This is a genomic window from Nocardia terrae (assembly GCF_009760405.1).
Lineage (GTDB): Bacteria > Actinomycetota > Actinomycetes > Mycobacteriales > Mycobacteriaceae > Nocardia > Nocardia terrae.
Map to the genome: position 1 here is coordinate 606,800 of NZ_WRPP01000006.1, position 20,844 is coordinate 627,643.

Here is a 20,844-nt window from a genome sequence, read left to right on the forward strand (position 1 = left end):
ATGAACGCGCGCATCGACTATGACCGGGTGTACGGCGAGGCCGATCGGGAGCGCATGGTGCCCGAGCCCGACAAGACCGCCGGACTGAGCTGGTCGCCGTGCCCCGCGCGGCGCAGCGAGTTCGCGCGGGATCGAGCGCGCGTGCTGCACTCCGCGGCGCTGCGGCGGCTGGCGGACAAGACGCAGGTGATGGGTCCGCGCGACGGCGACACCCCGCGCACCCGCCTCACGCATTCGCTCGAGGTCGCGCAGATCGGGCGCAGCATCGCCGACAGCCTGGGCTGTGATCCGGATCTGGTGGATCTGGCCGGGCTGGCGCACGATATCGGGCATCCGCCCTACGGCCACAACGGCGAGAAGGCCCTGGACCAATTCGCCGACCGGCACGGCGGTTTCGAGGGCAACGCCCAGAACCTGCGCATCCTGACCCGGCTCGAGCCGAAGGTGATCGACGATCAGGGCAACAGCTTCGGGCTCAACCCGACCCGCGCCGCCCTCGACGCCGTCATCAAATACCCCTGGGGCAGAACGGGTCCCGGCTCCAAATTCGGCGCCTACGGCGTGGACATGGACCGCCTGGACTGGGTCCGCAAGGGCGCGCCCGACCGTCGGCAATGCCTGGAATCGCAGATCATGGACTGGTCCGACGATGTCGCGTACTCGGTGCACGACGTCGAGGACGGGGTGATCGTGGGCCGCATCGACCTGCGCGCGCTGGCCGACCCGGTCGAACAGCTGGCGCTGGCCGAACTCGGTGCGCGCCAGCACCCTTCGCTGACCGTCGACGAACTGGTGGCCGCAGCCCAGCGGCTCTCCGAGATGCCCGTGGTCTCCGGCGCGGCCGAATACGACGGCTCGCTGCGCGCCTCCGTGGCGTTGAAACGCCTGACCAGCGATCTGGTGGGCCGCTTCGCCACCGCCGCCGTCGAGGCCACCCGCGCCGCCTGGGGCGGCCGCCAATTGTCGCGCTACGCGGCCGATCTGGAAGTCCCGCGCGTCGTGGCCAGCGAGGTCGCGGTGCTCAAGACCATGGCCTTGCGCTACGTGCTCTCAGACCCCATCCACCGGGTCCGTCAAGCCGGGCAGCGCGAACGCATCCTGCTGGTCGCCAACCGCCTGCTCGAGGCCGCCCCGCGCGGCCTGGACCGGCTGCTGCTGCCCTGGTGGGAGGAGGCCGGCGACGACACCGCCCGCATCCGCGTGATCGTCGACCAGATCGCCTCCTACACCGAGAGCCGCCTGGAACGCGTCGCCGCCGCGATACCCTGAGTCCGGCGAATCCAGCGGCAGGGGGCGCGATGACACGCGAGGTGGACGGCATTGTCGACCTGGACAGATACCCGCTGGACCGGCGGTCGGTCGCACGCCTGCGCGAGGTGATCGAACGGTCCCAGGCGGACTTCCTGGTCAGCGGTGTCACCGTGCTGCCCGAATTCCTGCGGCCCGCGGCGGTCACCGAGATGGCCGCGGACGTGCTGTCCGACGGGCTCGGCGACGCCATGCGATTCGAATACACCGTGGCCTACGACCGGATTCCGGACTCCTCGCCGTTGAAGGCGCTCTACCACTGGGAACCGTTGCGGGAGTTCGTGTCCCATCTGGTGGGGGAGCAGGCGTACCGCTCGGCCGACGAACTCGGCGCGATGACCGTGCAGATCCACGAGAACGGCGACGTGCAGGACTGGCATTACGACATGTCGGATTACACGGTGATGCTGCACGTCGTCGCGCCGGAGCGGGGCGGCGGGCTCGAATACATACCGCTGCCCGGGGCTTTCATCGAGCGCGGGGGTGGGCTGCCGATGCGGCACCGGCACATGGTGAAGATGCTGCCGACCGTGCCGGGAACGCTGGTGCTGCACGCCGGGCGGCGCTCCCGGCATCGGGTGACGCCGGTGCAGGGGGAGATTCCGCGGGTGAGCGTGCACATGGCGTTCAATTCCCGGCCGGGGCAGAAGCTGAACGCGCATGTGCGGCGGCATCTGTTCGGGCGGGAGGACTGAGTTCAGTTCGCGTGCATGGCCACGTAGCCGGGGATGGTCGCGGCGGGCGGGCCGTCGGCCACCAGGCGGCCCTCGTCGAAGACCAGGACGCGATCGAAATCGGCGAGCAGGTCCAGATCGTGCGAGACCACGATCAGCTGCTGCGGAAGCTCGTGCAGCAGGCGGGAAATGCGGCGCTTGTTGCGCAGGTCCAGCAGGGTCGTCGGCTCGTCGAAGACGATGTACTTCGGGCGGACCGACAGGACCGCGGCGATGGCCAGCAGCTGCTTCTGCCCGCCGCTGAGCAGATGTGCGGGGTGATCGTGGAATTCGGCCAGCCCGTACTCGGCGAGCGCGTGCGAGACCCGCTCGGGGATCTCGGATTTGGCGACGCCGTGGTGCTTGAGCCCGAAGGCGAGGTCCTCGGCGACCGTCGGCATGACGATCTGTACATCGGGATCCTGGAAGACGAATCCGACCAGTTTGCGAACGGCCTTGCCCTGCTTGCGGGTATCGAGACCGTCGACGGTGACCCGCCCTTCGCTGGGCACCTGCAGGCCGTTGAGCAGGCGCGCGAAAGTGGACTTGCCCGAGCCGTTGGCGCCGATGACGGCGATCCGGTTCTCGTTCAAGGTCAGCTCGAGGCCGCTGAGGACTTCGCGCTCCCCGAAGCGGTGGGAGACGCCCTCGATCTCGATCATGCGCGAGCCGGAATCATCGGATACGCCCGGCGGACCGCCACCGCGGCGGCCGACCCGATCACGGTCTTGACGATGTCACCCGGGAGGAACGCGACGGAGGTGGTGAACGCCTTGGCCAGCGAGATGTGCGCGGCGGCCGCCATCCACGGAATCCCGATGGCGTACAGCACGATCGCGCCGCCCAGGAAGTTGATCGACAGCGCGAAGTAGATGTTGTAGTGCCGGTACACCCGTTCGGTGAGCCACCCGATCACGAACGCGCCGATCGGATAGGCGATCACGAACCCACCCGTCGGACCCATGATCACCGACAGCCCGCCGCGCCCGCCCGGCAGCACCGGCAGGCCGATGAAGACGAGCACATCGAACAACAGGATCGCCAGCGCGCCGCGCTTGGCGCCCAGGATCGACCCGGCGAGGATGACGCCGAGGGTTTGCGAGGTGAACGGCGCGAACGCACCCGGCAACTGGATCAGCGGGAAGAAGCCCAGAACCACCATGATTGCCGCGAACAGCGCGATCTGCGCCAAATCCCTACTACGCACCGAGGCATCCTAAATGGCGGGTGTTCGGACGGTTCAGTCCAGGCCGCGAGCGTCGAGCGCCTCGCCGACGCCATCGGCCATGCGGAGTGTGCGGATCAATAGCGGAACCAGGAAGACCGTGCTGCGTTCGATGCCGCGGGCGCGCTGGGCGTCGCGAACCAGCTGGGCCTGCTCACGGATGACCGGGATGAATCGAATGGTCATGGCGACCAGCAGTCCGACGCGTTCGGGGCGCACGCCCAGCGGCCGCAGCGGCTGGAGCAGTCGCTCGATGGTCTCGATCATGGCCGAGGTGCGTGTGGTCAGGGTCACCAGATTCGCTAGCAGAACCAGGGTGAGCAGGCGTTCTCCGACCAGGATCGCGCTCTGCCAGCCGGTGAAGATCACCTGCGCGACCATGATCAGCGCGAGGAACGGCGCGAGCCCGAGTACCTGCCGCCCGGTCGTGCGCCACGGAATGCGGGCCACCGCATACGAACCCAGCACCACCGCGAGCGCGACCGCCGGCCACACGATCGACGGCACGAAGAACAGCGCCGTCCCCGCGACCGCCAGCACCAGCAGTTTCGCGCCGGCGGGCACGGTATGCACCGGCGTCCGGGCGTCGTGGTACAGGCTGAGCACCGATAGATCCTGGCATGCGCCGGAACGGGCATTCGGTCCGGCGTCCAGGCGTGCGTCCCGGTCCAGTGTGTCGGTGGGGCGAGGCTAGACTCGTCGCGTGGCAGGCCGTATTCCGGACCGCGATATCGCGGCGATTCGTGAACGTGTCCGGATCGAGGATGTCGTGGGGGAGTACGTCACCCTCAAACGCGCCGGTGCGGACTCGATGAAGGGGCTGTGCCCGTTCCACGACGAGAAGTCCCCGTCGTTCCACGTCCGCCCGAATCACGGCGTCTTCCACTGCTTCGGCTGCGGTGAGGGCGGCGACGCGTTCGCGTTCCTGCAGAAGCTCGAGCACATCGGGTTCGTCGAGGCCGTCGAGCAGTTGGCCGACAAGGTCGGCTACAAGATCACTTACGAGGGTGGCGGCACCTCCGTGCAGCGTGACCGCGGCACCCGCGCCCGCCTGGTCGCCGCCAATGCCGCCGCGCACGAGTTCTACATGGCGCAACTCGGCGAGCATCAGGCCGAGGCGGCCCGCAAGTACCTCACCGACCGCAACTTCGACCACAACGCCGCCCGCCAGTTCGGCTGCGGCTACGCCCCCAGCGGCTGGGACACGCTCACAAAGCACCTGCTGCGCAAGGGTTTCGACTTCAAGGAGCTGGAGGCCGCGGGCCTGTCCAAGCAGGGCCAGCGCGGCCCCATGGACCGCTTCCACCGCCGCCTGCTGTGGCCCATCCGCAATCTCGGCGGCGAGGTCATCGGCTTCGGTGCGCGACGGCTGTACGACGACGACACCATGACCGCCAAGTACATCAACACCTCGGAAACGTTGCTGTACAAGAAGTCCCAGGTGCTGTTCGGCCTCGACCACGCCAAGCGCGAGATCGCCAAGGGGCATCAGGCGGTCGTCGTCGAGGGCTACACCGATGTCATGGCCATGCACCTGTCCGGGGTGAAGACCGCGGTCGCGTCCTGCGGCACCGCCTTCGGCGACGAGCACCTCGCGATCCTGCGCCGCCTGCTCATGGACGACAACTTCTGGCGCGGCGAGATCATCTACACCTTCGACGGTGACGCCGCCGGTCAGGCCGCCGCCCTGAAGGCGTTCTCCGGCGACCAGAAACTGGCCGGGCAGACCTATATCGCCGTCGCCCCCGACGGCCTGGATCCGTGTGAGCTGCGTCAGCGCAACGGCGACGGCGCGGTCCGCGACCTGGTCGCCCGCCGAGTCCCGTTGTACGAGTTCGTCATTCGCGGCCTGCTCGCCGAGCACAACCTGGATTCGCCCGAGGGGCAGGTCGAGGCGCTGCGTCGCGGCGTCCCGGTGGTCGCCCAGATCAAGGACTTCGCGCTGCGCAAGGCCTACGCCACCAAGCTCGCGGGCTGGGTCGGCTGGGACGACATCCAGCAGGTGGTCCGCCGCGTCGGCGACGAGGCCCGCAAGGGCGCCCGCGGCGGCAACGGCGCCAAACCCGGCATCCCCGAACGCGCTCCGCGCCAGGAGGCCGCCGCCCAGCCCGCCACCCGCCCCAACCCCAACGACCCCACCCTGCTCCCGCAGCGCCAAACCCTCGCCGCCGCACTGCAATACCCGGCCTACGCGGGCCCCGCCTTCGACTCCCTCGAGCCCGAAGCCTTCACCCACCCAGCCTACGTCGCGGTCCGCGCCGCCATCGTCGAAGCGGGCGGCACCGCCAGCGGCGTCAACGGCGCGGAATGGGCCGCCCTGGTCGCCGACAACACCGACGACCTCACCATGCGCGCCCTGGTCTCCGAACTGGCCGCCGAGCCGCTCCCGGTCAAGACCGCCGACGACATTCCCCGCTTCGTCACCGGCGTGCTGGCCCGCACCCAGGAATCCTGGGTGGGGCGTCAGGTAGCCGAACTGAAGTCCAAGCTCCAGCGCATCTCCTCGACCGAACAGTCCGAGGCGTACATGGCCTTGTTCGGCGACCTGGTCGCCCTGGAGCAGTACCGCAAGAGCCTCCTCACCCAAGCCATGGGCAACGGCGGCGAATTCGCCTAGCCCGGGGAACCGCGATGTACCCGGTGTCAGGCATATCGCGGAATACGGTTGGTGTAAAAGCCAATCGGTGAAGGAGCCGGAGATGTCCGTGCGGGGAAGAAGCGGGGCCTACGGGATCGACGCACCCTACGTCCCGATCGGCTGGGGGCTCGGCGGAGTGGTGGCGCTGGCCGCCGGCATCGTGATCTCGGTGGCGGACAGTCCGATTCATGTGTGTGGCCGTTGGCCATCGGGGTCTTCCTGCTACTGGGCGCGGGCCTGTATCTGCGCACCACGCTGCGCGGCAAGTTCGAGATCTGGGCGGACGTGCTGGATCGGCTCGGCCTGGAAGAGGGGCAGCGGGTACTCGATCTGGGATGCGGTCGGGGCGCGGTACTGCTCGCCGTGGCCGCGCGGGTCGGGTCGCACGGCCGGGCGGTCGGCGTGGATCTCTGGCGCAGCGTCGACCAATCGGGCAACGCTGCCGAGGTCACCGAGCGCAATGCGGCCGCGGAAGGCGTCGCCGACCGGGTCGAGTTGCACACGGCGAACATGACCGCGCTGCCGTTCCCCGACGAGTCCTTCGACGTCGTGGTCAGCAGCCTGGCCATCCACAACATCAAGGGCGACCCGGGCCGCGCCGAGGTGATCCGGGAGGCGGTCCGGGTGCTCGAGCCCGGCGGCAAGCTCGCGATCGCCGACATCAAATCCGCCGACCTGTACCGCCGCAAAGCCGGGATAGTGCGTATTCTCTTGACGGGCAACGATTCCCGGCAGCCTCAGCGACGCAACTGATCCTGCGGCACGAGAATGGTGGTCCGCTCGTCCAGCGGCACCATCGGCTCCAACTTTGGCTGGGTGCTCAACTTGTCCGAGAGCTTCTGCCGCCCCATCATCACAACCTTCCGTGTGACAGGACTCTCACTGATCGCGCGGGTCGTCTTACTGATCTGCTCATACCGAGCCCGCCCGGCCTTGGCGCCCAGCACATACCCAGCCGCCACACCGATGATCAACCGCAGCATCCCGAGAAGCTCCCTCCATAGACCATTCCGCCCCCACATCCTGCCCGACCCCACCCCCACCTGTCGATCCGGCACCCCGTGTCCCCAACCCCCATGTTCCCGCAGGTAGAGCCGCGATTTGGGAACTGTACAACCGATACGCTAAAGTTTTCTCCGGCCGGTCCGAGAGGCACCGGCCAGGGAAACAATCCCCTATAGCTCAATTGGCAGAGCAGCCGACTGTTAATCGGCAGGTTTCTGGTTCGAGTCCAGATGGGGGAGCAAGAATAGGCCCCTGACCAGGGAATCTGGTCAGGGGCCTGATTCGTTTCATCGGTTAGATTCGACCATTTCCAAGAAAACACCAAAAATTCAGCGCCACACCGTTCGTCAGCGGGTAGCCGTGCCGAATCCCTGTTCCAGCACGGCCGATGAGTCCGGTGCCTGCTGGGGTGACGCGATGTAGTGCCGCTCGGTGATGCCCTCGCGGGAGTGCCCCAACTGTTTGGCGGCAGTCTTCGAATCCGACGCTTCGGCGATCTGTGTTGCGACCGCTTTCCGGAACGTGTACTGTGTCACGTCCTTGTACAGCGTGCCACGGGCAGCCCGCCATGTCCGGTTGAAGTTGTGGGGATCGCGAAGCACCCCACCGCGGCCAGGAAAGACGAGCGCGACCTTGTCCTCTTCCTCCACCACGTTGCCGCCCACCTCGCGCAGCGCCTTTACCTTGCACATCCGGCCATGCGTTGGGTCGTCGCGCAGCCGCTTCAGCATCTGGATTGTGAACGGGGGCAAGGCGACGATCCGGTACCCGGCATCGGATTTCGTCCACTCCTGCCGGAAGAGCCCCTTCCCGTTCAGTCTGACGACGGTCGCCGAGACGGTGAATGTCGCTGGCTCCGCAGCGAAATCGAACTGATCCCAGGATGCAGCCAGCGCTTCTCCGGGGCGCACGCCGGAGCCGAGGACCAGATCGGCTACATCGAGCACGAGCCGATCTCGTTTCGGGCCATGGGTATACGCAGGGGTTCCCGGAATCTCTTTCCCCGCCAGCCACTCCCGAAGCTGAGCACGCAGGCCGTCCAAGCGGTCGCGCTCGATGGCTTTGGGCTTGGACTTACGTCTGCGCATGCGGGAGGTGTCGCGCACCGGGTTCTCCGTCAGGGCCCCGTACCGGACGGCGACTCCCATGATGCCGGTCAGAATGACCTTGTGTAACCGCGCCTTTGATTTCAGTCCGGCGGTGACGATCGACTGGATGTGTTCATCGAGTCGGCCTGTATCCGCTTCCCACACACGAAGATTCCCCAGAGTGGGACGCAGCTTGATCGTATCCTTCTTGGCCCGCGTGTCCTCGCTGGCCTCGATCTCCCTCTTGTACAAGTCGAAGGACTGCTGACCGATGCCTTCGTCTTGTTTCATCTCATCGAGCCACATATCCATGAGGAGCGCGAGACGCGTATCGCGGTTGACCTTGCCACGCGCGCGGCCTTTGTACTGCTTCTGGCGTGCCGTGAGTTTCTTGCGCAACTCCGCCTTCGCCTTGCTCTCGGTCGGCCCGTATGCCTCCACTAGACGGCCCTTGCCGTCGTAGTCGCGGAATGTGGCCCAGGCTCTCCACCTGCTGTCCTTCTGCTCTTTGGCACCGATGTCACCGTAACTGCCGAGTTCGGTTACTGGCCTTGGCATTCCGGTCCCCTTCGTCGCGGTCGGGTCATGCTGCTTCTGGTTGCTCCTCGGTATGCACCATGTGCATCTCGAGGTAGGCGTCCAGATCCGCGAGCCGATACATGCACGACTTGCCGGATGGCTTCGAGTAGCGGGGCCCGTGCCTGTCAGCGGCCCAGTTCGCGAGGGTGCGAGGGTGGACACCGAGGTATTCCCCCGCTTCCTTGCGAGTGAGCCACCGCTTGCCGACGAGGTCAGCTTCAGCGTCGCACTCGTAGTCCGGTCGGGCCGTCACAGTCGCGTTCCCGTCTGATCGGCCGGTTGGGATCCGGACGCGGCACGATCAACCCTCCCTACGGCCTGAATCGTCAAGTCGCCCCTGAGCAGTCGGTCTTCGCGCGGCCCGGCGTGGACCCGGCGCATACTGTGGGGCCTGCTGGGTATGTAGCCCGGGATCTGCGGCCTGCCTGCCGCACACGACACCCACAACGCGTGGCGGTGGGGGTTGCCTACCACCGGTACCGGCGGGCGGTCAGCTACGTGTATGAGCTGGTGACAGGGCCTGGACATAAGGGCCGCCTTTCGGGTGAACGAGGCTGTGCGTGCACCCAGTACTGGCACCTCTGACCCCGAAAATCCGGGTCGGCTTTCCTGAAACTTCGAAAGATGACAAAAATCGAGTATTCGGGAAGCCTCGAGCTGGCCGTTTGGATCCGCCAGAGTGAAGTCGCGAGAAGTTTGCTCCAATCTTGTGTGGTGAGGTCAGTGGCGGTTAGGGTGGCGGAAATCCGATGTTGATCAGTGCTGCGCGGAGTTGAACCGAATGGTTGCTCGGCCAGCAGAGGGAGAAGTTCGGGGGTTGCCGCGTGGCCGATGAACTGCACGCCCGATTCGCCGACATGCGCTCGTCGGCCAGTCAGCTGACCCAATGGGCGAACGAAAGCGCGGGGATCTTCGCCTCAGGGCACAAGGAGATCGAGGACGCAGCCTCCGGGTGGGTCGGCAGCTCGGCAGCGGCATTGAGCGGCGCGCTGGAGAAGCTGCACTCCTCTGCGAACGCGTTGACCGGCAACCTCGACAACCACTCGACCCACATCCACACGGCGGCGACGGAACTGCACAGGACAGATTCCGAGTGGCGGGACCAGCTCAATCAGTACGTTGATGAGCCGGGGCGGAGCTCGCTCGACTTATGATCACGATCGCCGACATCGATCGCTGGAGCATCGATGACCTCGACCGGGTGTTCCAAGTCTGCTCCGCGCACGCCGACCACTGCGGCGAACGCCGCGAGGATCTGGGCAATCTCCAGACCTTCCAAACCTGGGGCGGAGGTGCCGCGGAGGCGGCCAAGCTCTCGGTCGGCAAAACACGGGTCGATTTCGATGCGCACGGCGATCACGTGTCCGCCATCGCCACCGCCGCCAGCACGGCATCGATCGAAGTGACAGCCGTCAAGCAGAAGCTGGCCGCGCTGCGGGCCACCGCGCAGCAACAGTCGCTGCTGATCGGTGAGGACGGCAAGGTCATCGCCGCGGTATGCGCGGTCGACGCCAAAGAGCAGGCCAAGATCGAAGCCAACCGTGCCGCCCTGCAACTCGAGGTCAACCAGCTGTTGATCAACGCCCAGGCGGTCGACGACGATTTGGCCGAAGCCATCAACGGCGCGGACGGACAGATCAGCGAATCCGCAGTCGCAGCACACAATCACACGCCGGAGATCGCCGGCGTATACGGGCTCGGGTCGCTCGGGATGCCCGATTACCCCGACGGCTCGCTGACCAACGAAGAGACCCGAAACTACTACGCCGAGGCCGAGAAACGACTCAAGGCGCTCAACGACCAGTTGGCGCATTCCGATCTCACCACAGAGCAGCGAGCCACGATCGCGCAGGAACTGCGCAACGAAATACGGTCCAAGGCCCGCGAACTGATGGCCGACCGAGATGCGGCGGCCGCCCTCAACCAAGGCGAGCCGAACAAGACCCTCGACGAGCTCGTCGACAGCAAGATGGCCCGCAAGGGCATGACTCGCGAACAAGCGCTCGAGGACATCATCAAATCCTCGAGCCAAAGCCGAGGATCGGTGAACGCAAGTTTGGGCGTCGATCCGGAGAATCCGAAGCTGCCCAATCTGGACGAGGTGCGGGCACGCGTAGGAGCCGCACCACCGGGTGCCGATCCGCCGCCGATCGAGCTCGGGGCCGGCTCCCGGGCGCTGCGCATCGCGGGCAAGGCTGCGCTCCCGCTCGCCGTGGCCTATGAGGCGTGGGATGGCTACAACCAGGTGAAGGCCGGGACCGAGTCGATTCCCGAAGCGGTCGGCACCGGAACGGGTGCGGTCGGCGGCATGTTGATCGGCGCCGAGTACGGCGCGACGGTAGGTGCTTTCGGCGGGCCGGTCGGTGTCGCGGTCGGCGGGCTTCTCGGCGGTGTCATCGGAGGAGTCGGTGGCGGCATGTTCGGCAAAACGATCGGTGGGTGGTTCTCGTGAACGAGCAAGCCACAACCATCTACGCCGCTTTGAATTCCATTGCGCACCAGCCGCACCGGATCGTGGACCCCTCCATCATTCCAGGGCGCATCCTCATCGACCTCGATCCCACCGTTTGGGCGGAATTCGATGGTCGAGACGCGGGCTACCTGATGGTGTTCGCCGCGGAAAACGAACCACCACAACAGTTCCGGACCAATCTCGTGGTCGTCTTGACGCGCGCGATCGTCAACAGCGGCGTCGACCTCTTCACGACTGTCATCGGGCACGCGTTCACCGAAGCACGCGGGCTACCGGGATGGGAAGAGGAACGCGTGCTCACCTGTCTGCCGGAATACCGCCACAGCGGATGGTCCATCCAATCCGGCACTTACCGCGCCGACGACCTCACCCTGTACACAGTGACCCGGTACGCGGCCTACGAGCGCGGCAACATCGCCTACCTGTTGCAGGTGACCGGCACGACCGCCGACCGGTCGCGCTTCGGTAGCCTGCTCGATGACATCGTCTACAACACCGCCTTCGAGGACTGAGAGGCCCGGAACCGATGGTCAAACGCTCGGACCGAGTAACCGATCTCGAAGCGGCCCTCGCCGCCACCGTCACCTTCACCAAAGACCCCGACGACAGCTACTGGATGATCGGACACACCCCCGACCAGACCTTGTACGTCCGCATGGGCAACTTCCCCGAGGAAGACATGTGGTCGCTGTGGCTGGGCGATGACCGATGGATGGACTTCACCACCCCACCCGCGGGCTGGACACTGAAGCTGACGCCCGGCTGGCCGGACACCGCACGCCCTCGACTCCCGAAGGGCGAATTCCACAGCTGACACAGAAGTCGTCCGGTCAGCGCTCCTGTCGTGCGTGAGAGGTCCACCTATATAAATAAGGGGCGGGAGGTCCTTCACGAGGCGAGGCTTTGAAGCTGGGGTTTCAGATCAGCCGCGTGCGATAGCCGGACAGAGGTAGCGAAATAAGGTCCAGCGAGTTATACAGCCGGTAACAGCGGTGCCGCATCGGCCGCAAAAGCGGTCAGCAATTTGCATGGATCCGCATTGTTATTGGCCGTATCAAAAGATTGCGGCAACGAAGTGTTCAGCGTGAGCTTCGACGACGTGTCGGCCGTCGTGCACGCCGAGCTGCCAGCTAGCAGCAGCACCATGACACCCGCCGAAACAAGCGACGACAGAGTCGAACGTGAGGAGGTGCGCGCATATGATCTCATTTATTCGGCACTTCCACCCTGCATCCTCCGTTGACAAAAGCTGTGGCCTTGCCGGGATCTTCCGTCCACTATTGGAGTTGCGGTACCCCAATGAGCTTGGTGGCGATGTCGGTTGCGAGGTCGCAGGATTTGTTGGGAAAGCTGCCGTCAAGCAAGAGGCGGTAATCGCTCATCGAGACCAGCAGCATGCATTCCCCAGGAGAGCCATGGGGGGTTGCGAGGGTCGCGTCGTGGGTGCCGATCTTGACCTGATGGAAGGTTCTCGACTTCGCCAGAGTCGCCTGCAGATAGTCGCTGGTGATGTTGGTGGCCTGTAGGTAGAACTCCACATCTGGGTTCGACATGTACCTCACCAAGCAGCCGGCGAACTTCAGATTCGGTTCGCTGAACGGACCGTTGTAATGGTTCGGTATCCGCACCTCGAGCCCCACGGCAGACAACTGATCCGGTGGAACGGCGGTGCATGGGTCGAGCCTGAGCGGTTGACTGCTTAGACTCGCGGACAGCGGTTCGGAAGGACCGGTAGCTGTTTTGGAGCAGGACGTGACCGCTGCAACCAGAAGCAGCAGTAGCAGGATCAACTTCCCGCGGAAGCGGGTACGGGCATTGGTCATTTCGATCCTGCCTGGAGCTTGTAGCCTCCGTCGACGAGAGCATTGATTTGGTCAGGGTTCTCGGCAAGTAGATTCTTGACGAGCTCGTTGTAGGCGGTGCCGTACCGGTCCTTATAGCCGTCGACCTGGTCCTGGTTCTGGTTTCCGCCCGAGGCGTTGGCGTCAGTGATGCGATGGTCGAAGTCGAAGTCGCCAGTGGCTTGGACATTCTCGGCCTGTGGGAACTGGGCGATGACTGCGTTCGGTTTAGGATTCCATTCTTCGATCGCGGAGTCCCAGCTATCATCGCGCATCTTTTCAACCACGCCATGGACGATGTCGCCGCCTGGGATTTTATCAACCGCTTCTTTCGTAATGCCCTTGAAGACCTCTTTGGCTATGTCGGCGGCCTTCTGCTTGGTGTCCTGCACCTCCTGCTGGTGGGTTAAGCCCTCCATCTTGTTGTGCACATCTTGGTAGGTTGCGGCGTTGAGGATCGCAGTATCGATCCTGGCATCTACCCCAGCAAGAGCACGGGTCGTGTCGATCTTGCTGGGGTCCTGTCCCTGCACAATCTGATCGATGACGGCGTGGTCGTACAGCTGCCGAGAGGTCTCCAGATAGATCTTGCCTTGGTCGGATTGGGCACTCAGGAACAGCAGTCGCTCGGCATCTGTGGTAGCGAGGTGCGCCACCCCGTTCTCGACTCCGCTGGCATTCGGGTTGTAGCCAACGAGGGAATCGATGTTCGGGGCGAGGGTCTTCGCCAATCCGGTTGCCAGCTCGGGGTTCTTGATGAACGCGTCAGTATTGAGTTTGAAGACCGAATCGTCACCCTGAGTGAGCAGCTTGCCGGTGCTGTCGTGCGGCGCGAGCACATCGGGCAGTTTGGTGTAGGCACTGCGGGAGAGGTCTCCGAGCTGCCCTTGGTCATGGGTGTGCTCGCCGATCCAGTCCACCAGTCCCGCTGCGGTTTTGCCCTTGTCGTCCCATTCGTGCTGGATGGTCTCCGAGGTAAATTTCAAGGGGTCATAGTCGCCGGAGTGCTTGAAGGCGTCGCCGACGGCCCCGAAGGACAGGTCTTCGGGCAGTTTCGAGCCCGTGTGGCAGTCCAAGCCGGTCAGCAGCTGATAGGCGGACTGATGGTTGGCGGCGGCGAGACCGACGTACTGGTTCGCGGCGGTCTCGAGTGCATTGCTGTCGGGTTGGTTGAAGAAGCCTTCGGGTGTGATGGGTTTCCAGTACTGGTTGATCCACTGGTTCATGTGCTCGTCCTTGCCGTCCATGAACGCGGCGAGACTGGCTCCCTGACGGCCGAGCTCGGTACCGAAGGTGGTGCCCGGCTGCATGCCTTTGTCCCCGTGGGACATGATGTTGGCGAATTTCACTTCGTCGCTGAGCCGATTCTGGAAGACGAACGGGCCGTCTCCGGCCATCTTGCCCCAGTCGGCGTCGTCGAGCCGCTCGGACACCAGTTTGCGGATATCGGTGGGGAGCTGGGTGTAGTCACCGGGCGACTTGAGGTTTCCGTTGCTGTCGAAGCCGGTGCCGATCTTCTCGTTGGACAGCATCATGATGCTGTCGCTGATCGCGGTCTGCTCCTTGGCGGCGGTATCGGCGTTGGGGTTTCCGGGCTGGTTCTGGCTGTCGAGGTAGTCACCGAGGGAGATCAGGCCGTCTTTGCCGAGGTTGTTGTAGAACTTCTTGTAGTAGTCCTGCACGTCGGCAGGAACGACCACTTCGCGTCCGTCGTCGAGGTCCTGGATATCGGCGGGCGACAACACGTTCTGCGGCATGTGGGAGAGGATCTCGTCGATCTTCGCCTGGTCGTGGTTCTTCAACGCGTTGGCCAGGTCAGTGCCGTCCTGGTCGCCGGCGTGGTCGACCTTGTCCTTCGGGTCCGGCGGCGTGGTCTGTGTGGTGGTCAGATTGGCGAAGGCGTTGTTGACCGCGGTCATCGCGTCGTCGTCGGCAGTGCCGCAATCGGTCAGTGCGGCCTGGATCGCCTTCTGGTATTCCTCGGCTCGGTGTTCCAGGCTGGCTTGCAAGGTGGCCTTGTTGTCACCGGCGTACTGGAGGATCTGCTGCCAGCCGGTGCTCGCCTTCACCTCGCCGGTGTCGCTGACGGTGAAACTCGAACCTTCAGCGTCGGAAACTTTGCTCAGCAGAACCGTTTTGGCTGCATCGATCGCTTTCGCTCCGTTGCGTGCGGCGGTGGCACCGTTTTCCAGAGCGGTCTTGACTGTCGTTGCGTCGCCGTGGATTTCGTCGTGCCGGTCGCGCATCGCGTCCCCGGCGTTGCCGATCCAGTAGTGATAGGAGCCGTCGACCGAGCGTGCTGCGGCATCCAGTGTGTCGCCGAGGGTCTGGGCTTTTTGATCCCACTCACCGGCTTGGGTGTTGAGTACGCCCGGATCCCATGCCTTCACCTGAGGGATGGTCGGCGTACCCATCAGACCGCGTCCCCCAGATTGGTGAACTTGTCGACCGAGACGTCCTCGGTCTCGATGTAGTCGTTCGCGCCGTTGTGGGCATGGGTGTGAAGCGTGTCGTAGTGGCCGGAGATGGCAGTGAACGCCCCGCCGATCGCGGACGCCACCTCGGTGCAGGCTCCCCCGACGGCCGTATCGGCCAGGCCCGTGGTGATCTGGTCTGCCGAATCGTGGTCGGTCATGCCCCCGAGCGTGGTCGAGGCATCCTTGAACCCCGAGGCCAACGCGCGCACGCGCTCCGGATTTACATCTAGTCGCCCACCCATGTCCTAAGGCCCCCTTTGTCGCCGACACAGAACGATCGGTGCAAGTGATGCTACAAACTTAGTTCCGCGTACTTTACAACGCCATCCAGCGGCGCTCCGCCCTCTCGACGAGGTCGGTTGCCGGGACCAGCGAGTAGGGGATTCACCATGGCTGATCAGACTCCTGCGCGTCACCGCTCATTGCTCGATGCGGTCGCCGACGAGACCGAACGCGTGCACGCGGCGATCGGGACCCGCACCGTCACCGCAACCTCAGCCGACGGTGGGATCAGCGTGGCCGTGAGCGCCGACGGCACCGTGCACGATTGGCGCATCGCCGGGGCCGACGCTCACACGAACCGACTCGTGGCCAGCCTGGTCGGGCTGATCGGTCAGGCCCACACCGCCGCGCAGCAGGCCATCCGAACCGAACTCGACGCGATCTCCGATCGAGAAGAGGTTCGAGCCGCTACCGACGCCGCCCGTGACGCCCTCGCTCGAACGCCCGTCACGCCATCGTCCGCCGCAAGCAACGACACGTGGGACGAGGATTACTACGAGTACGAGTACCGCGGCAAGTCCCGCATTGCCGCCCCCGAATGACAGCCATACAGCGGGCACTCCGAGACCATCTTAACGAATCACTGAGTGCACGAGCATTATTCGCACTCCGTAGCTCCAGTTCAGTGCGGGTCGAACTCGCCGTCAGCCACACCCTTGATGAAGGCGTCCCATTCTTCAGTGGTAAATCGGAGTTCTACCCGCTGAGTGCCGCTTACGACGACTGCCTCGCCGTTCATCGAAAGTTCGACCGTCAGGGCATCTCCGGCATCAAGGCTTCCCAAGGCCACGGTGCCTGGCTGTTTGCTCAGGGCCAGGCCGAGGAACTGGTTCCAGCAATCTATGGGCACAGTGAGGTAAGGCTGCCTGTGCGGGTCGTTCGCGGGGTTGCGCAGGTACTTGCTGTCACGGATGCGGACCACGTGCGGGCCGAAGCAGACCTCGACACAGGATTGGTCTCGGAAGATCGAGATGACTTGTACCAGCATGTATTACGTCCGGAACCCGACTTGCTCATGTGACCGACTCTATCCCACGCGTAATCGCCTTCACCCGTTCCAAACTGGCTTCTCGGCTCAGCGCGTTGGATATCGCCGTGTCATAGATGACACCCAGATCCCGTACAGCGTCTCAGTATCGCGGTCCTCGAGGATCTCGCCAGTCACTGTCGTCTCATGCCACGCAAGCGTCGGCAGCCGTGGGTTGGCGAAATCGATCAAATGAAACGTCGCGCCGCTGAAGATGACTCGCTCTGTAACGGTGACCGCCATCCGGACAGCATGGACGGCACCCGACGGGCCGACAATGGGGACACACGTCGCAAATATCGAGCAATGGCGACTCGACAAATCACCACGGCACGGTGCTTGCTCGGATACCGCCCGTGTGAGCAGCTCAAGCCCTGCATCCAACGACAGCGGAACCAAGGACGCCAAACCGGTTCCGCGGAATGCGCGGAACAGTCGATGGAACCGGTGCGGCCCCTCGCCATCGACGAGGACCGTGGGCTCCAGACTCGGCCCCGCCAGGCATTCCAGGAGAAGCTGGTGCCCCTCGCCGAGATCGCGGGATCCGGCGACGCACGGATCAGTTGATTGCTCGCGGCGTGCGGATACCAGATGCAGAGGAAGAGGCATCCGCGTGAGGTCCTTCTGACCACTGGACCGCCTAGCGCGGAGATCTTGTTGGTTCCATGGCGAACCTCCCTGCGATCGTGTCCACGACTCGATGCCGTGCGGTAGCCGTACCCGTACAGATACCGGCCGTCGCAGGCGAGCGGAGTTCCGCCTTCGCCTATCGCAGCAGTGTCATCGGAATTCTCCTGCATACCAACGACGTCGAAGCGGCCGTTGCCTACCAACGGGAGTTGGACGCCCGGCCCCTGCTGCGGCGAAACGAGCTGTGGTCGTTGGCCACCTTCTGCGGTGACGAACCGCAGACGCCGCAGTTCGCGCTCACGGCCAAGCAGCTGAAGCGAACCGCGGCCGAGGTGATCCGCGATCTGTCCAACCTCAACGACGCCTATCTTCACTACCTGGTTACTGCAGCGATCCCGGCTGTGCTGGAGCATGATCCGTCGTTCGGATCCCTGCGGGCACAGCTCGGTACGACAATGGAGCAACGGGTCGAGCACGGCATCGCCGATGCGCGCCTGCGGGCAGCGACCATGGCGTTCATGAAGTCGATTCGATAGCCGATGACACAACAGCGAGGAGTGGCAGTGCTGGGTGACGAACGGGTGTCCCGCGCTTACGCGCACAATGCGGACTTCTGGATCGGCATCATCCGCGACAGGCTCGACCCTTACCAGACGTTGCTGACCGACCCGGCTCTATTGGACTTGATCGGGGATTGCACCGGCCTCCGCATCCTCGACGCGGGCTGCGGCGAGGGGTACCTAGCACGAGAACTAATCAGTCGCGGTGCCGCCCACGTGCACGGTGTGGACACCTGTGAACAATTCATCGCCGCCGCCCGATCCCACCCCGACTCCCAGTCAGGCACTACGACTTTCGACCACGCCGACGTCGCTCAGCTACCACTGACCGACCACAGCGTGGATCTCGTCGTGGCCAACCGGCTGCCGAACGGCATCGCCGATCCAGGTCGCCGCTTTCACGAGTTCGCGCGAGTACTTCAACCGTCCGGACGGCTGATCCTGCTCAGTATGCACCCGTGCTTCTACGGTGATCGCGCCGAACGAGTCTCGGCCTCGGCCACCGATTTGTCGGTAGATTCTTACTTCGGTGTACGGTCGGTCGAGCAGAACTTCAACGTGGCCGGCCGAGTCTCGCCCGTGCCCTCGGTTCAACGGTTCTTCTCCCTCGAAACCTACATCGGCATGATCACCGCCGCCGGTTTCGCCGTGACTGGCCTTCGTGAGCCTCACCCCACACCGGAACAGAGACAACAGAACCCTTGGTGGAACCAGAACTTCGTTCGACCACTATTCCTTCTACTCGAGTGCCGACTGTCGTGGGTCCATGATTCGCCCTAAGCGCACTGTTCCCGGGGCTGAGGCATGCTTCAATCACCGGTCCGCGGCCCACATTTCTCCTTGAGCGAGGGCCCCAACTGTGTGGGCGAGTGACGCGCTGAACCGCTGGTGTGACTATGTGGCCCGCGCCCGTCGAATGTGCTCAATTCGGCTGGTTCGGTGCGTTCGCCAACACGAGCCGAGGCGGCCCCGAACCGAGCGATCAGCGGCAGTTGAGTGCGTTCGCCATTTGCTTGCGTGGCGGATGCCGGGCCGTGTCGCCTTCGCTCAGAATGGCATTGCCCACCTGAGGTTGTTGGGCTCGTGAAGAGAAGGCGGTATCCCATCATCTGGAAGGTGGCAGTCAACGGTGATCGTGGGCGATCCGGACCGGTTTGCTGTTGAGTTCGAGCTCGATAGCAACAGGATGTCCGAGCCGGACTTCTTCCGGTGGCTGTGGGGACGCATTCGCTGGTGGTGCGGCGGTCAGTCGGTCGGCATTTTCGAGCCGCAAGCCCAGCTGATCGATGCCGTCGTCCCGATGCAGTTTCGGCTGCGTCGAAGGGGAGGAGGCCAGGGCGAGGGGCTGATCGACGAGCCAGCCGAGGTGGCCTTTCGCACGGTGATGGCGGCGATATATGAGGACCGCGGACAGACTTTCGAGCAAATGCGCGAGGAGGGCGCGTCCGTTGGATCAGTTCCGGTTGGACCGCAAGTGTACGAGTTCGATCCGTGGCGGTTGTTCCTGTTCGAGGACGAGACTCGTGGGCGGTTGATGTGGATGTCGCGTGATCACTACGAGTTCGATGCCCTGGTGCCCGGGGTGCCTCTCCAGGAGGTCTGGCTGAGGGCCGGGGAGTTCGACGAAGTCCAGAAGAGGTTCCTGGACGAGATCGCAGCCGCGGAACGCGAGTTCACCTCACGTAACGGTCAGTAATCCAGAAACCGGCAGGCGCAGCCAGTTCACCGCGCCCGGGTCGCGGCAATGTAGTGCGTTCGGAGAGGGAGACACCTAGTCGTTTGGTTGGCGTGTTAGGCCCAGTTCGGCGTCCAAGTACGCCAGGGACGAGTCGTCCGTGCAGGAATCCGCAGCGAAGGTCAGCTCTTTCGGGTGCATCACGCCGAAGACGTCACGCAGTGTCGCGACAACGCGTGGAATAAGGCTGCCCAGCGTGGAATCCAGCCGTGTCCGCGATGGCGGCGCAAGCCAGCCCGGGTACTCGATTCCCCGACCGGAATAGGGGTCCCATCGCCATCCGAGCCCGCTCATGCGCTGTCGGAGTTCCTCGAGATCGCGTGTTGTGGTCGGCCCCACCTTGCACAGGCTCGATATTCCGGACTGATTGGTGAAGCCGACGAAGCCGTAATCGGGGTCCGTGCTGGGTGCATGCACGTTCAGCACCGCGCCGAAGGGCAGGGTATTGAGTGCCCACTCCAGCCGTTGAGCGAAATCGTCCCAGTCCGTGCAGGTTTCGGCCGCACCACGTTCCGTCGGGCGATCCGATGCCACTGCCGTCAATCTGAAACTGAGCCCGTACAGTGCGCTCTTGGGACCTTCGACGCCGGCTGCCGTGTACCGCAGTCGTTGTGGGGACGCGCCCCAACTATCACGGAAGATCTCGACGAGCGCGGCAGCTATCTCCTTGCGGACGCTGTCGGTATCGCTCCAATAGGTTGTGACCTCCCGCACCGATGTGTCGACCGGGTGCTCGAATACCGATGCGGGACTCCACATCGGACTGTCTTTGCCGTAGATGTCCTCCGCGGGTGTGGAACCGAACGGCCAAACGTTCGTCGTACGGTGCATCTGGAGGATCTCGACCAAACGTTGTGCTTCGTTCGGTTCTGCGGGGATCGGGATGCTGACTTGCGGTTCGAACCCGCCGAGGAACAGCACCCTGTGCCCGCTCACGATATCTCGGATCTGGATCAGCGCACGGTCGTTCTCATCCGAGCGGTACGGATGCAGGTACTGTGGCAGCTCTTCGAGCAACTGCACCCAGCTGTGGTCGACCATGTCTTTCCCATCTCCTCGATCACCGACAACATAGCGGCACACACCGACTGTCCTCGGTGTGTGCCGCTATGCCCGCAGGCGAGAACAACGGCGATCCGACGGCTCAGAAGACCTGCGGCCATCGAGTGTCAGTGCCTGTGCACGAAACTCGGCAATGCAGGACGTTCGGCCGGGGTGGAGGGCAGGCCGTGCGGGGCCTCGTGTCTCGTTCTGGTGGGTCGC

25 protein-coding genes and 1 tRNA gene are annotated in these 20,844 nt (G+C 64.3%); 14 read left to right on the forward strand and 12 right to left on the reverse strand.

Annotated features, from left to right (window positions below; translation table 11 throughout):
* Together GPX89_RS30660 and GPX89_RS30665 are read left to right on the forward strand one after the other, a co-directional pair.
* Positions 1-1,269, forward strand: coding sequence for a deoxyguanosinetriphosphate triphosphohydrolase (locus tag GPX89_RS30660; RefSeq protein ID WP_157391136.1), 1,269 nt, complete (start codon positions 1-3; stop codon positions 1,267-1,269).
* Positions 1,270-1,298: 29 nt separating this feature from the next.
* Positions 1,299-2,003 (forward strand): HalD/BesD family halogenase, encoded by a 705-nt coding sequence (locus GPX89_RS30665; protein WP_157391137.1) that lies wholly within the window; start codon positions 1,299-1,301, stop codon positions 2,001-2,003.
* Between the two features lie 2 nt (positions 2,004-2,005).
* Here the strand turns inward: GPX89_RS30665 and GPX89_RS30670 are convergent, their stop codons facing one another.
* The 3 genes from GPX89_RS30670 to GPX89_RS30680 are packed head-to-tail and all read right to left on the reverse strand — an operon-like array spanning position 2,006 to position 3,852.
* Positions 2,006-2,683: an energy-coupling factor ABC transporter ATP-binding protein gene (locus tag GPX89_RS30670; RefSeq protein WP_157391138.1), complete on the reverse strand. Its 678-nt coding sequence runs from the start codon at positions 2,681-2,683 to the stop codon at positions 2,006-2,008.
* The gene (locus tag GPX89_RS30675) at positions 2,680-3,228 is read right to left on the reverse strand and encodes a biotin transporter BioY (RefSeq protein ID WP_198347663.1); all 549 of its coding nucleotides are present in this window, start codon (positions 3,226-3,228) and stop codon (positions 2,680-2,682) included. Before GPX89_RS30675 ends, GPX89_RS30670 begins: the two co-directional genes overlap by 4 nt.
* Positions 3,229-3,261: 33 nt before the next feature.
* Positions 3,262-3,852 carry an energy-coupling factor transporter transmembrane component T family protein gene (locus GPX89_RS30680; RefSeq protein WP_198347664.1) on the reverse strand — a complete coding sequence of 197 codons (591 nt, stop codon included), beginning with the start codon at positions 3,850-3,852 and terminating at the stop codon, positions 3,262-3,264.
* A 97-nt stretch (positions 3,853-3,949) separates the two neighbouring features.
* Here GPX89_RS30680 and dnaG point away from each other — a divergent pair, with 97 nt between their 5' ends.
* On the forward strand, positions 3,950-5,863 hold the full coding sequence (gene dnaG, locus GPX89_RS30685; RefSeq protein ID WP_328602473.1) for a DNA primase: 1,914 nt from the start codon (positions 3,950-3,952) through the stop codon (positions 5,861-5,863).
* Positions 5,864-6,076: 213 nt separating this feature from the next.
* Complete coding sequence (locus GPX89_RS30690) at positions 6,077-6,637, forward strand: class I SAM-dependent methyltransferase (RefSeq protein ID WP_407939501.1); 561 nt, start codon at positions 6,077-6,079, stop codon at positions 6,635-6,637.
* On the opposite strand, the gene GPX89_RS30695 is transcribed toward GPX89_RS30690, so the two are convergent.
* Positions 6,622-6,867 carry a hypothetical protein gene (locus tag GPX89_RS30695; protein WP_033086249.1) on the reverse strand — a complete coding sequence of 82 codons (246 nt, stop codon included), beginning with the start codon at positions 6,865-6,867 and terminating at the stop codon, positions 6,622-6,624. The genes GPX89_RS30690 and GPX89_RS30695 overlap by 16 nt on opposite strands.
* 188 nt (positions 6,868-7,055) lie before the next feature.
* Here GPX89_RS30695 and GPX89_RS30700 point away from each other — a divergent pair.
* Positions 7,056-7,128: transfer RNA gene (locus GPX89_RS30700), tRNA-Asn, on the forward strand.
* Between the two features lie 108 nt (positions 7,129-7,236).
* On the opposite strand, the gene GPX89_RS30705 is transcribed toward GPX89_RS30700, so the two are convergent.
* Together GPX89_RS30705 and GPX89_RS46320 are read right to left on the reverse strand one after the other, a co-directional pair.
* Positions 7,237-8,535 carry a tyrosine-type recombinase/integrase gene (locus GPX89_RS30705; RefSeq protein WP_157391139.1) on the reverse strand — a complete coding sequence of 433 codons (1,299 nt, stop codon included), beginning with the start codon at positions 8,533-8,535 and terminating at the stop codon, positions 7,237-7,239.
* Between the two features lie 25 nt (positions 8,536-8,560).
* Positions 8,561-8,809, reverse strand: a complete 249-nt coding sequence (locus GPX89_RS46320) for a helix-turn-helix transcriptional regulator (protein WP_198347665.1) — start codon at positions 8,807-8,809, stop codon at positions 8,561-8,563.
* 571 nt (positions 8,810-9,380) lie between these two features.
* On the opposite strand from GPX89_RS46320, the gene GPX89_RS30715 reads away from it, so the two are divergent.
* From GPX89_RS30715 to GPX89_RS30730, 4 genes are read left to right on the forward strand one after another with little or no spacing between them, the layout of a single operon-like run.
* The gene (locus GPX89_RS30715; protein WP_157391140.1) at positions 9,381-9,710 is read left to right on the forward strand and encodes a WXG100 family type VII secretion target; all 330 of its coding nucleotides are present in this window, start codon (positions 9,381-9,383) and stop codon (positions 9,708-9,710) included.
* Positions 9,707-11,008: a phage head morphogenesis protein gene (locus tag GPX89_RS30720; protein ID WP_157391141.1), complete on the forward strand. Its 1,302-nt coding sequence runs from the start codon at positions 9,707-9,709 to the stop codon at positions 11,006-11,008. The genes GPX89_RS30715 and GPX89_RS30720 overlap by 4 nt, the downstream gene beginning before the upstream one ends.
* The gene (locus GPX89_RS30725) at positions 11,005-11,541 is read left to right on the forward strand and encodes an LpqN/LpqT family lipoprotein (protein ID WP_157391142.1); all 537 of its coding nucleotides are present in this window, start codon (positions 11,005-11,007) and stop codon (positions 11,539-11,541) included. Before GPX89_RS30720 ends, GPX89_RS30725 begins: the two co-directional genes overlap by 4 nt.
* Before the next feature lie 14 nt (positions 11,542-11,555).
* Complete coding sequence (locus GPX89_RS30730) at positions 11,556-11,843, forward strand: hypothetical protein (protein ID WP_157391143.1); 288 nt, start codon at positions 11,556-11,558, stop codon at positions 11,841-11,843.
* A 463-nt stretch (positions 11,844-12,306) separates the two neighbouring features.
* Here GPX89_RS30730 and GPX89_RS30735 read toward each other — a convergent pair whose 3' ends face one another.
* From GPX89_RS30735 to GPX89_RS30745, 3 genes are read right to left on the reverse strand one after another with little or no spacing between them, the layout of a single operon-like run.
* Positions 12,307-12,852 (reverse strand): DUF3558 family protein, encoded by a 546-nt coding sequence (locus tag GPX89_RS30735; RefSeq protein WP_157391144.1) that lies wholly within the window; start codon positions 12,850-12,852, stop codon positions 12,307-12,309.
* A complete protein-coding gene (locus GPX89_RS30740) occupies positions 12,849-15,284 on the reverse strand; it encodes a WXG100 family type VII secretion target (RefSeq protein ID WP_157391145.1) in 2,436 nt (811 codons plus the stop codon). Before GPX89_RS30740 ends, GPX89_RS30735 begins: the two co-directional genes overlap by 4 nt.
* Positions 15,284-15,505 (reverse strand): hypothetical protein, encoded by a 222-nt coding sequence (locus GPX89_RS30745; RefSeq protein ID WP_407939502.1) that lies wholly within the window; start codon positions 15,503-15,505, stop codon positions 15,284-15,286. Before GPX89_RS30745 ends, GPX89_RS30740 begins: the two co-directional genes overlap by 1 nt.
* Before the next feature lie 231 nt (positions 15,506-15,736).
* Here GPX89_RS30745 and GPX89_RS30750 point away from each other — a divergent pair, with 231 nt between their 5' ends.
* Positions 15,737-16,171, forward strand: a complete 435-nt coding sequence (locus GPX89_RS30750) for a hypothetical protein (protein WP_157391147.1) — start codon at positions 15,737-15,739, stop codon at positions 16,169-16,171.
* Between the two features lie 80 nt (positions 16,172-16,251).
* Here the strand turns inward: GPX89_RS30750 and GPX89_RS30755 are convergent, their stop codons facing one another.
* Together GPX89_RS30755 and GPX89_RS30760 are read right to left on the reverse strand one after the other, a co-directional pair.
* Positions 16,252-16,617: a DUF397 domain-containing protein gene (locus GPX89_RS30755; RefSeq protein WP_157391148.1), complete on the reverse strand. Its 366-nt coding sequence runs from the start codon at positions 16,615-16,617 to the stop codon at positions 16,252-16,254.
* Positions 16,618-16,704: 87 nt separating this feature from the next.
* The gene (locus GPX89_RS30760) at positions 16,705-16,899 is read right to left on the reverse strand and encodes a hypothetical protein (protein ID WP_157391149.1); all 195 of its coding nucleotides are present in this window, start codon (positions 16,897-16,899) and stop codon (positions 16,705-16,707) included.
* Positions 16,900-17,094: 195 nt separating this feature from the next.
* On the opposite strand from GPX89_RS30760, the gene GPX89_RS45610 reads away from it, so the two are divergent.
* The 4 genes from GPX89_RS45610 to GPX89_RS30775 all read left to right on the forward strand — a co-directional run bounded on the left by GPX89_RS45610 (position 17,095) and on the right by GPX89_RS30775 (position 19,542).
* Entirely contained in the window at positions 17,095-17,223 is a 129-nt protein-coding gene (locus GPX89_RS45610) for a hypothetical protein (protein WP_268893387.1), read from the forward strand.
* Positions 17,224-17,342: 119 nt separating this feature from the next.
* Positions 17,343-17,822: a hypothetical protein gene (locus tag GPX89_RS30765; protein ID WP_157391150.1), complete on the forward strand. Its 480-nt coding sequence runs from the start codon at positions 17,343-17,345 to the stop codon at positions 17,820-17,822.
* 27 nt (positions 17,823-17,849) lie between these two features.
* Positions 17,850-18,626, forward strand: coding sequence for a class I SAM-dependent methyltransferase (locus tag GPX89_RS30770; RefSeq protein ID WP_157391151.1), 777 nt, complete (start codon positions 17,850-17,852; stop codon positions 18,624-18,626).
* Positions 18,627-18,975: 349 nt separating this feature from the next.
* Positions 18,976-19,542: an Imm42 family immunity protein gene (locus tag GPX89_RS30775; RefSeq protein ID WP_157391152.1), complete on the forward strand. Its 567-nt coding sequence runs from the start codon at positions 18,976-18,978 to the stop codon at positions 19,540-19,542.
* A gap of 75 nt (positions 19,543-19,617) precedes the next feature.
* Here the strand turns inward: GPX89_RS30775 and GPX89_RS30780 are convergent, their stop codons facing one another.
* A complete protein-coding gene (locus tag GPX89_RS30780; RefSeq protein ID WP_157391153.1) occupies positions 19,618-20,622 on the reverse strand; it encodes a TY-Chap domain-containing protein in 1,005 nt (334 codons plus the stop codon).
* Between the last annotated feature and the right edge of the window lie 222 nt (positions 20,623-20,844).

Bases quoted from the DNA above. Each gene is read 5' to 3' on its own strand.
- GPX89_RS30735 (WP_157391144.1), bottom strand. From the start codon at position 12,852: ATGACCAATGCCCGTACCCGCTTCCGCGGGAAGTTGATCCTGCTACTG.
- GPX89_RS30670 (WP_157391138.1), bottom strand. From the start codon at position 2,683: ATGATCGAGATCGAGGGCGTCTCCCACCGCTTCGGGGAGCGCGAAGTC.
- GPX89_RS30745 (WP_407939502.1), bottom strand. From the start codon at position 15,505: ATGACCGACCACGATTCGGCAGACCAGATCACCACGGGCCTGGCCGAT.
- GPX89_RS45610 (WP_268893387.1), top strand. From the start codon at position 17,095: ATGGAACCGGTGCGGCCCCTCGCCATCGACGAGGACCGTGGGCTCCAG.
- GPX89_RS30695 (WP_033086249.1), bottom strand. From the start codon at position 6,867: ATGCTGCGGTTGATCATCGGTGTGGCGGCTGGGTATGTGCTGGGCGCC.
- GPX89_RS30665 (WP_157391137.1), top strand. From the start codon at position 1,299: ATGACACGCGAGGTGGACGGCATTGTCGACCTGGACAGATACCCGCTG.
- GPX89_RS30750 (WP_157391147.1), top strand. From the start codon at position 15,737: ATGGCTGATCAGACTCCTGCGCGTCACCGCTCATTGCTCGATGCGGTC.
- GPX89_RS30730 (WP_157391143.1), top strand. From the start codon at position 11,556: ATGGTCAAACGCTCGGACCGAGTAACCGATCTCGAAGCGGCCCTCGCC.
- GPX89_RS30720 (WP_157391141.1), top strand. From the start codon at position 9,707: ATGATCACGATCGCCGACATCGATCGCTGGAGCATCGATGACCTCGAC.
- GPX89_RS30760 (WP_157391149.1), bottom strand. From the start codon at position 16,899: ATGGCGGTCACCGTTACAGAGCGAGTCATCTTCAGCGGCGCGACGTTT.
- GPX89_RS30660 (WP_157391136.1), top strand. From the start codon at position 1: ATGAACGCGCGCATCGACTATGACCGGGTGTACGGCGAGGCCGATCGG.
- GPX89_RS30755 (WP_157391148.1), bottom strand. From the start codon at position 16,617: ATGCTGGTACAAGTCATCTCGATCTTCCGAGACCAATCCTGTGTCGAG.
- GPX89_RS30740 (WP_157391145.1), bottom strand. From the start codon at position 15,284: ATGGGTACGCCGACCATCCCTCAGGTGAAGGCATGGGATCCGGGCGTA.
- GPX89_RS30780 (WP_157391153.1), bottom strand. From the start codon at position 20,622: ATGGTCGACCACAGCTGGGTGCAGTTGCTCGAAGAGCTGCCACAGTAC.
- GPX89_RS30705 (WP_157391139.1), bottom strand. From the start codon at position 8,535: ATGCCAAGGCCAGTAACCGAACTCGGCAGTTACGGTGACATCGGTGCC.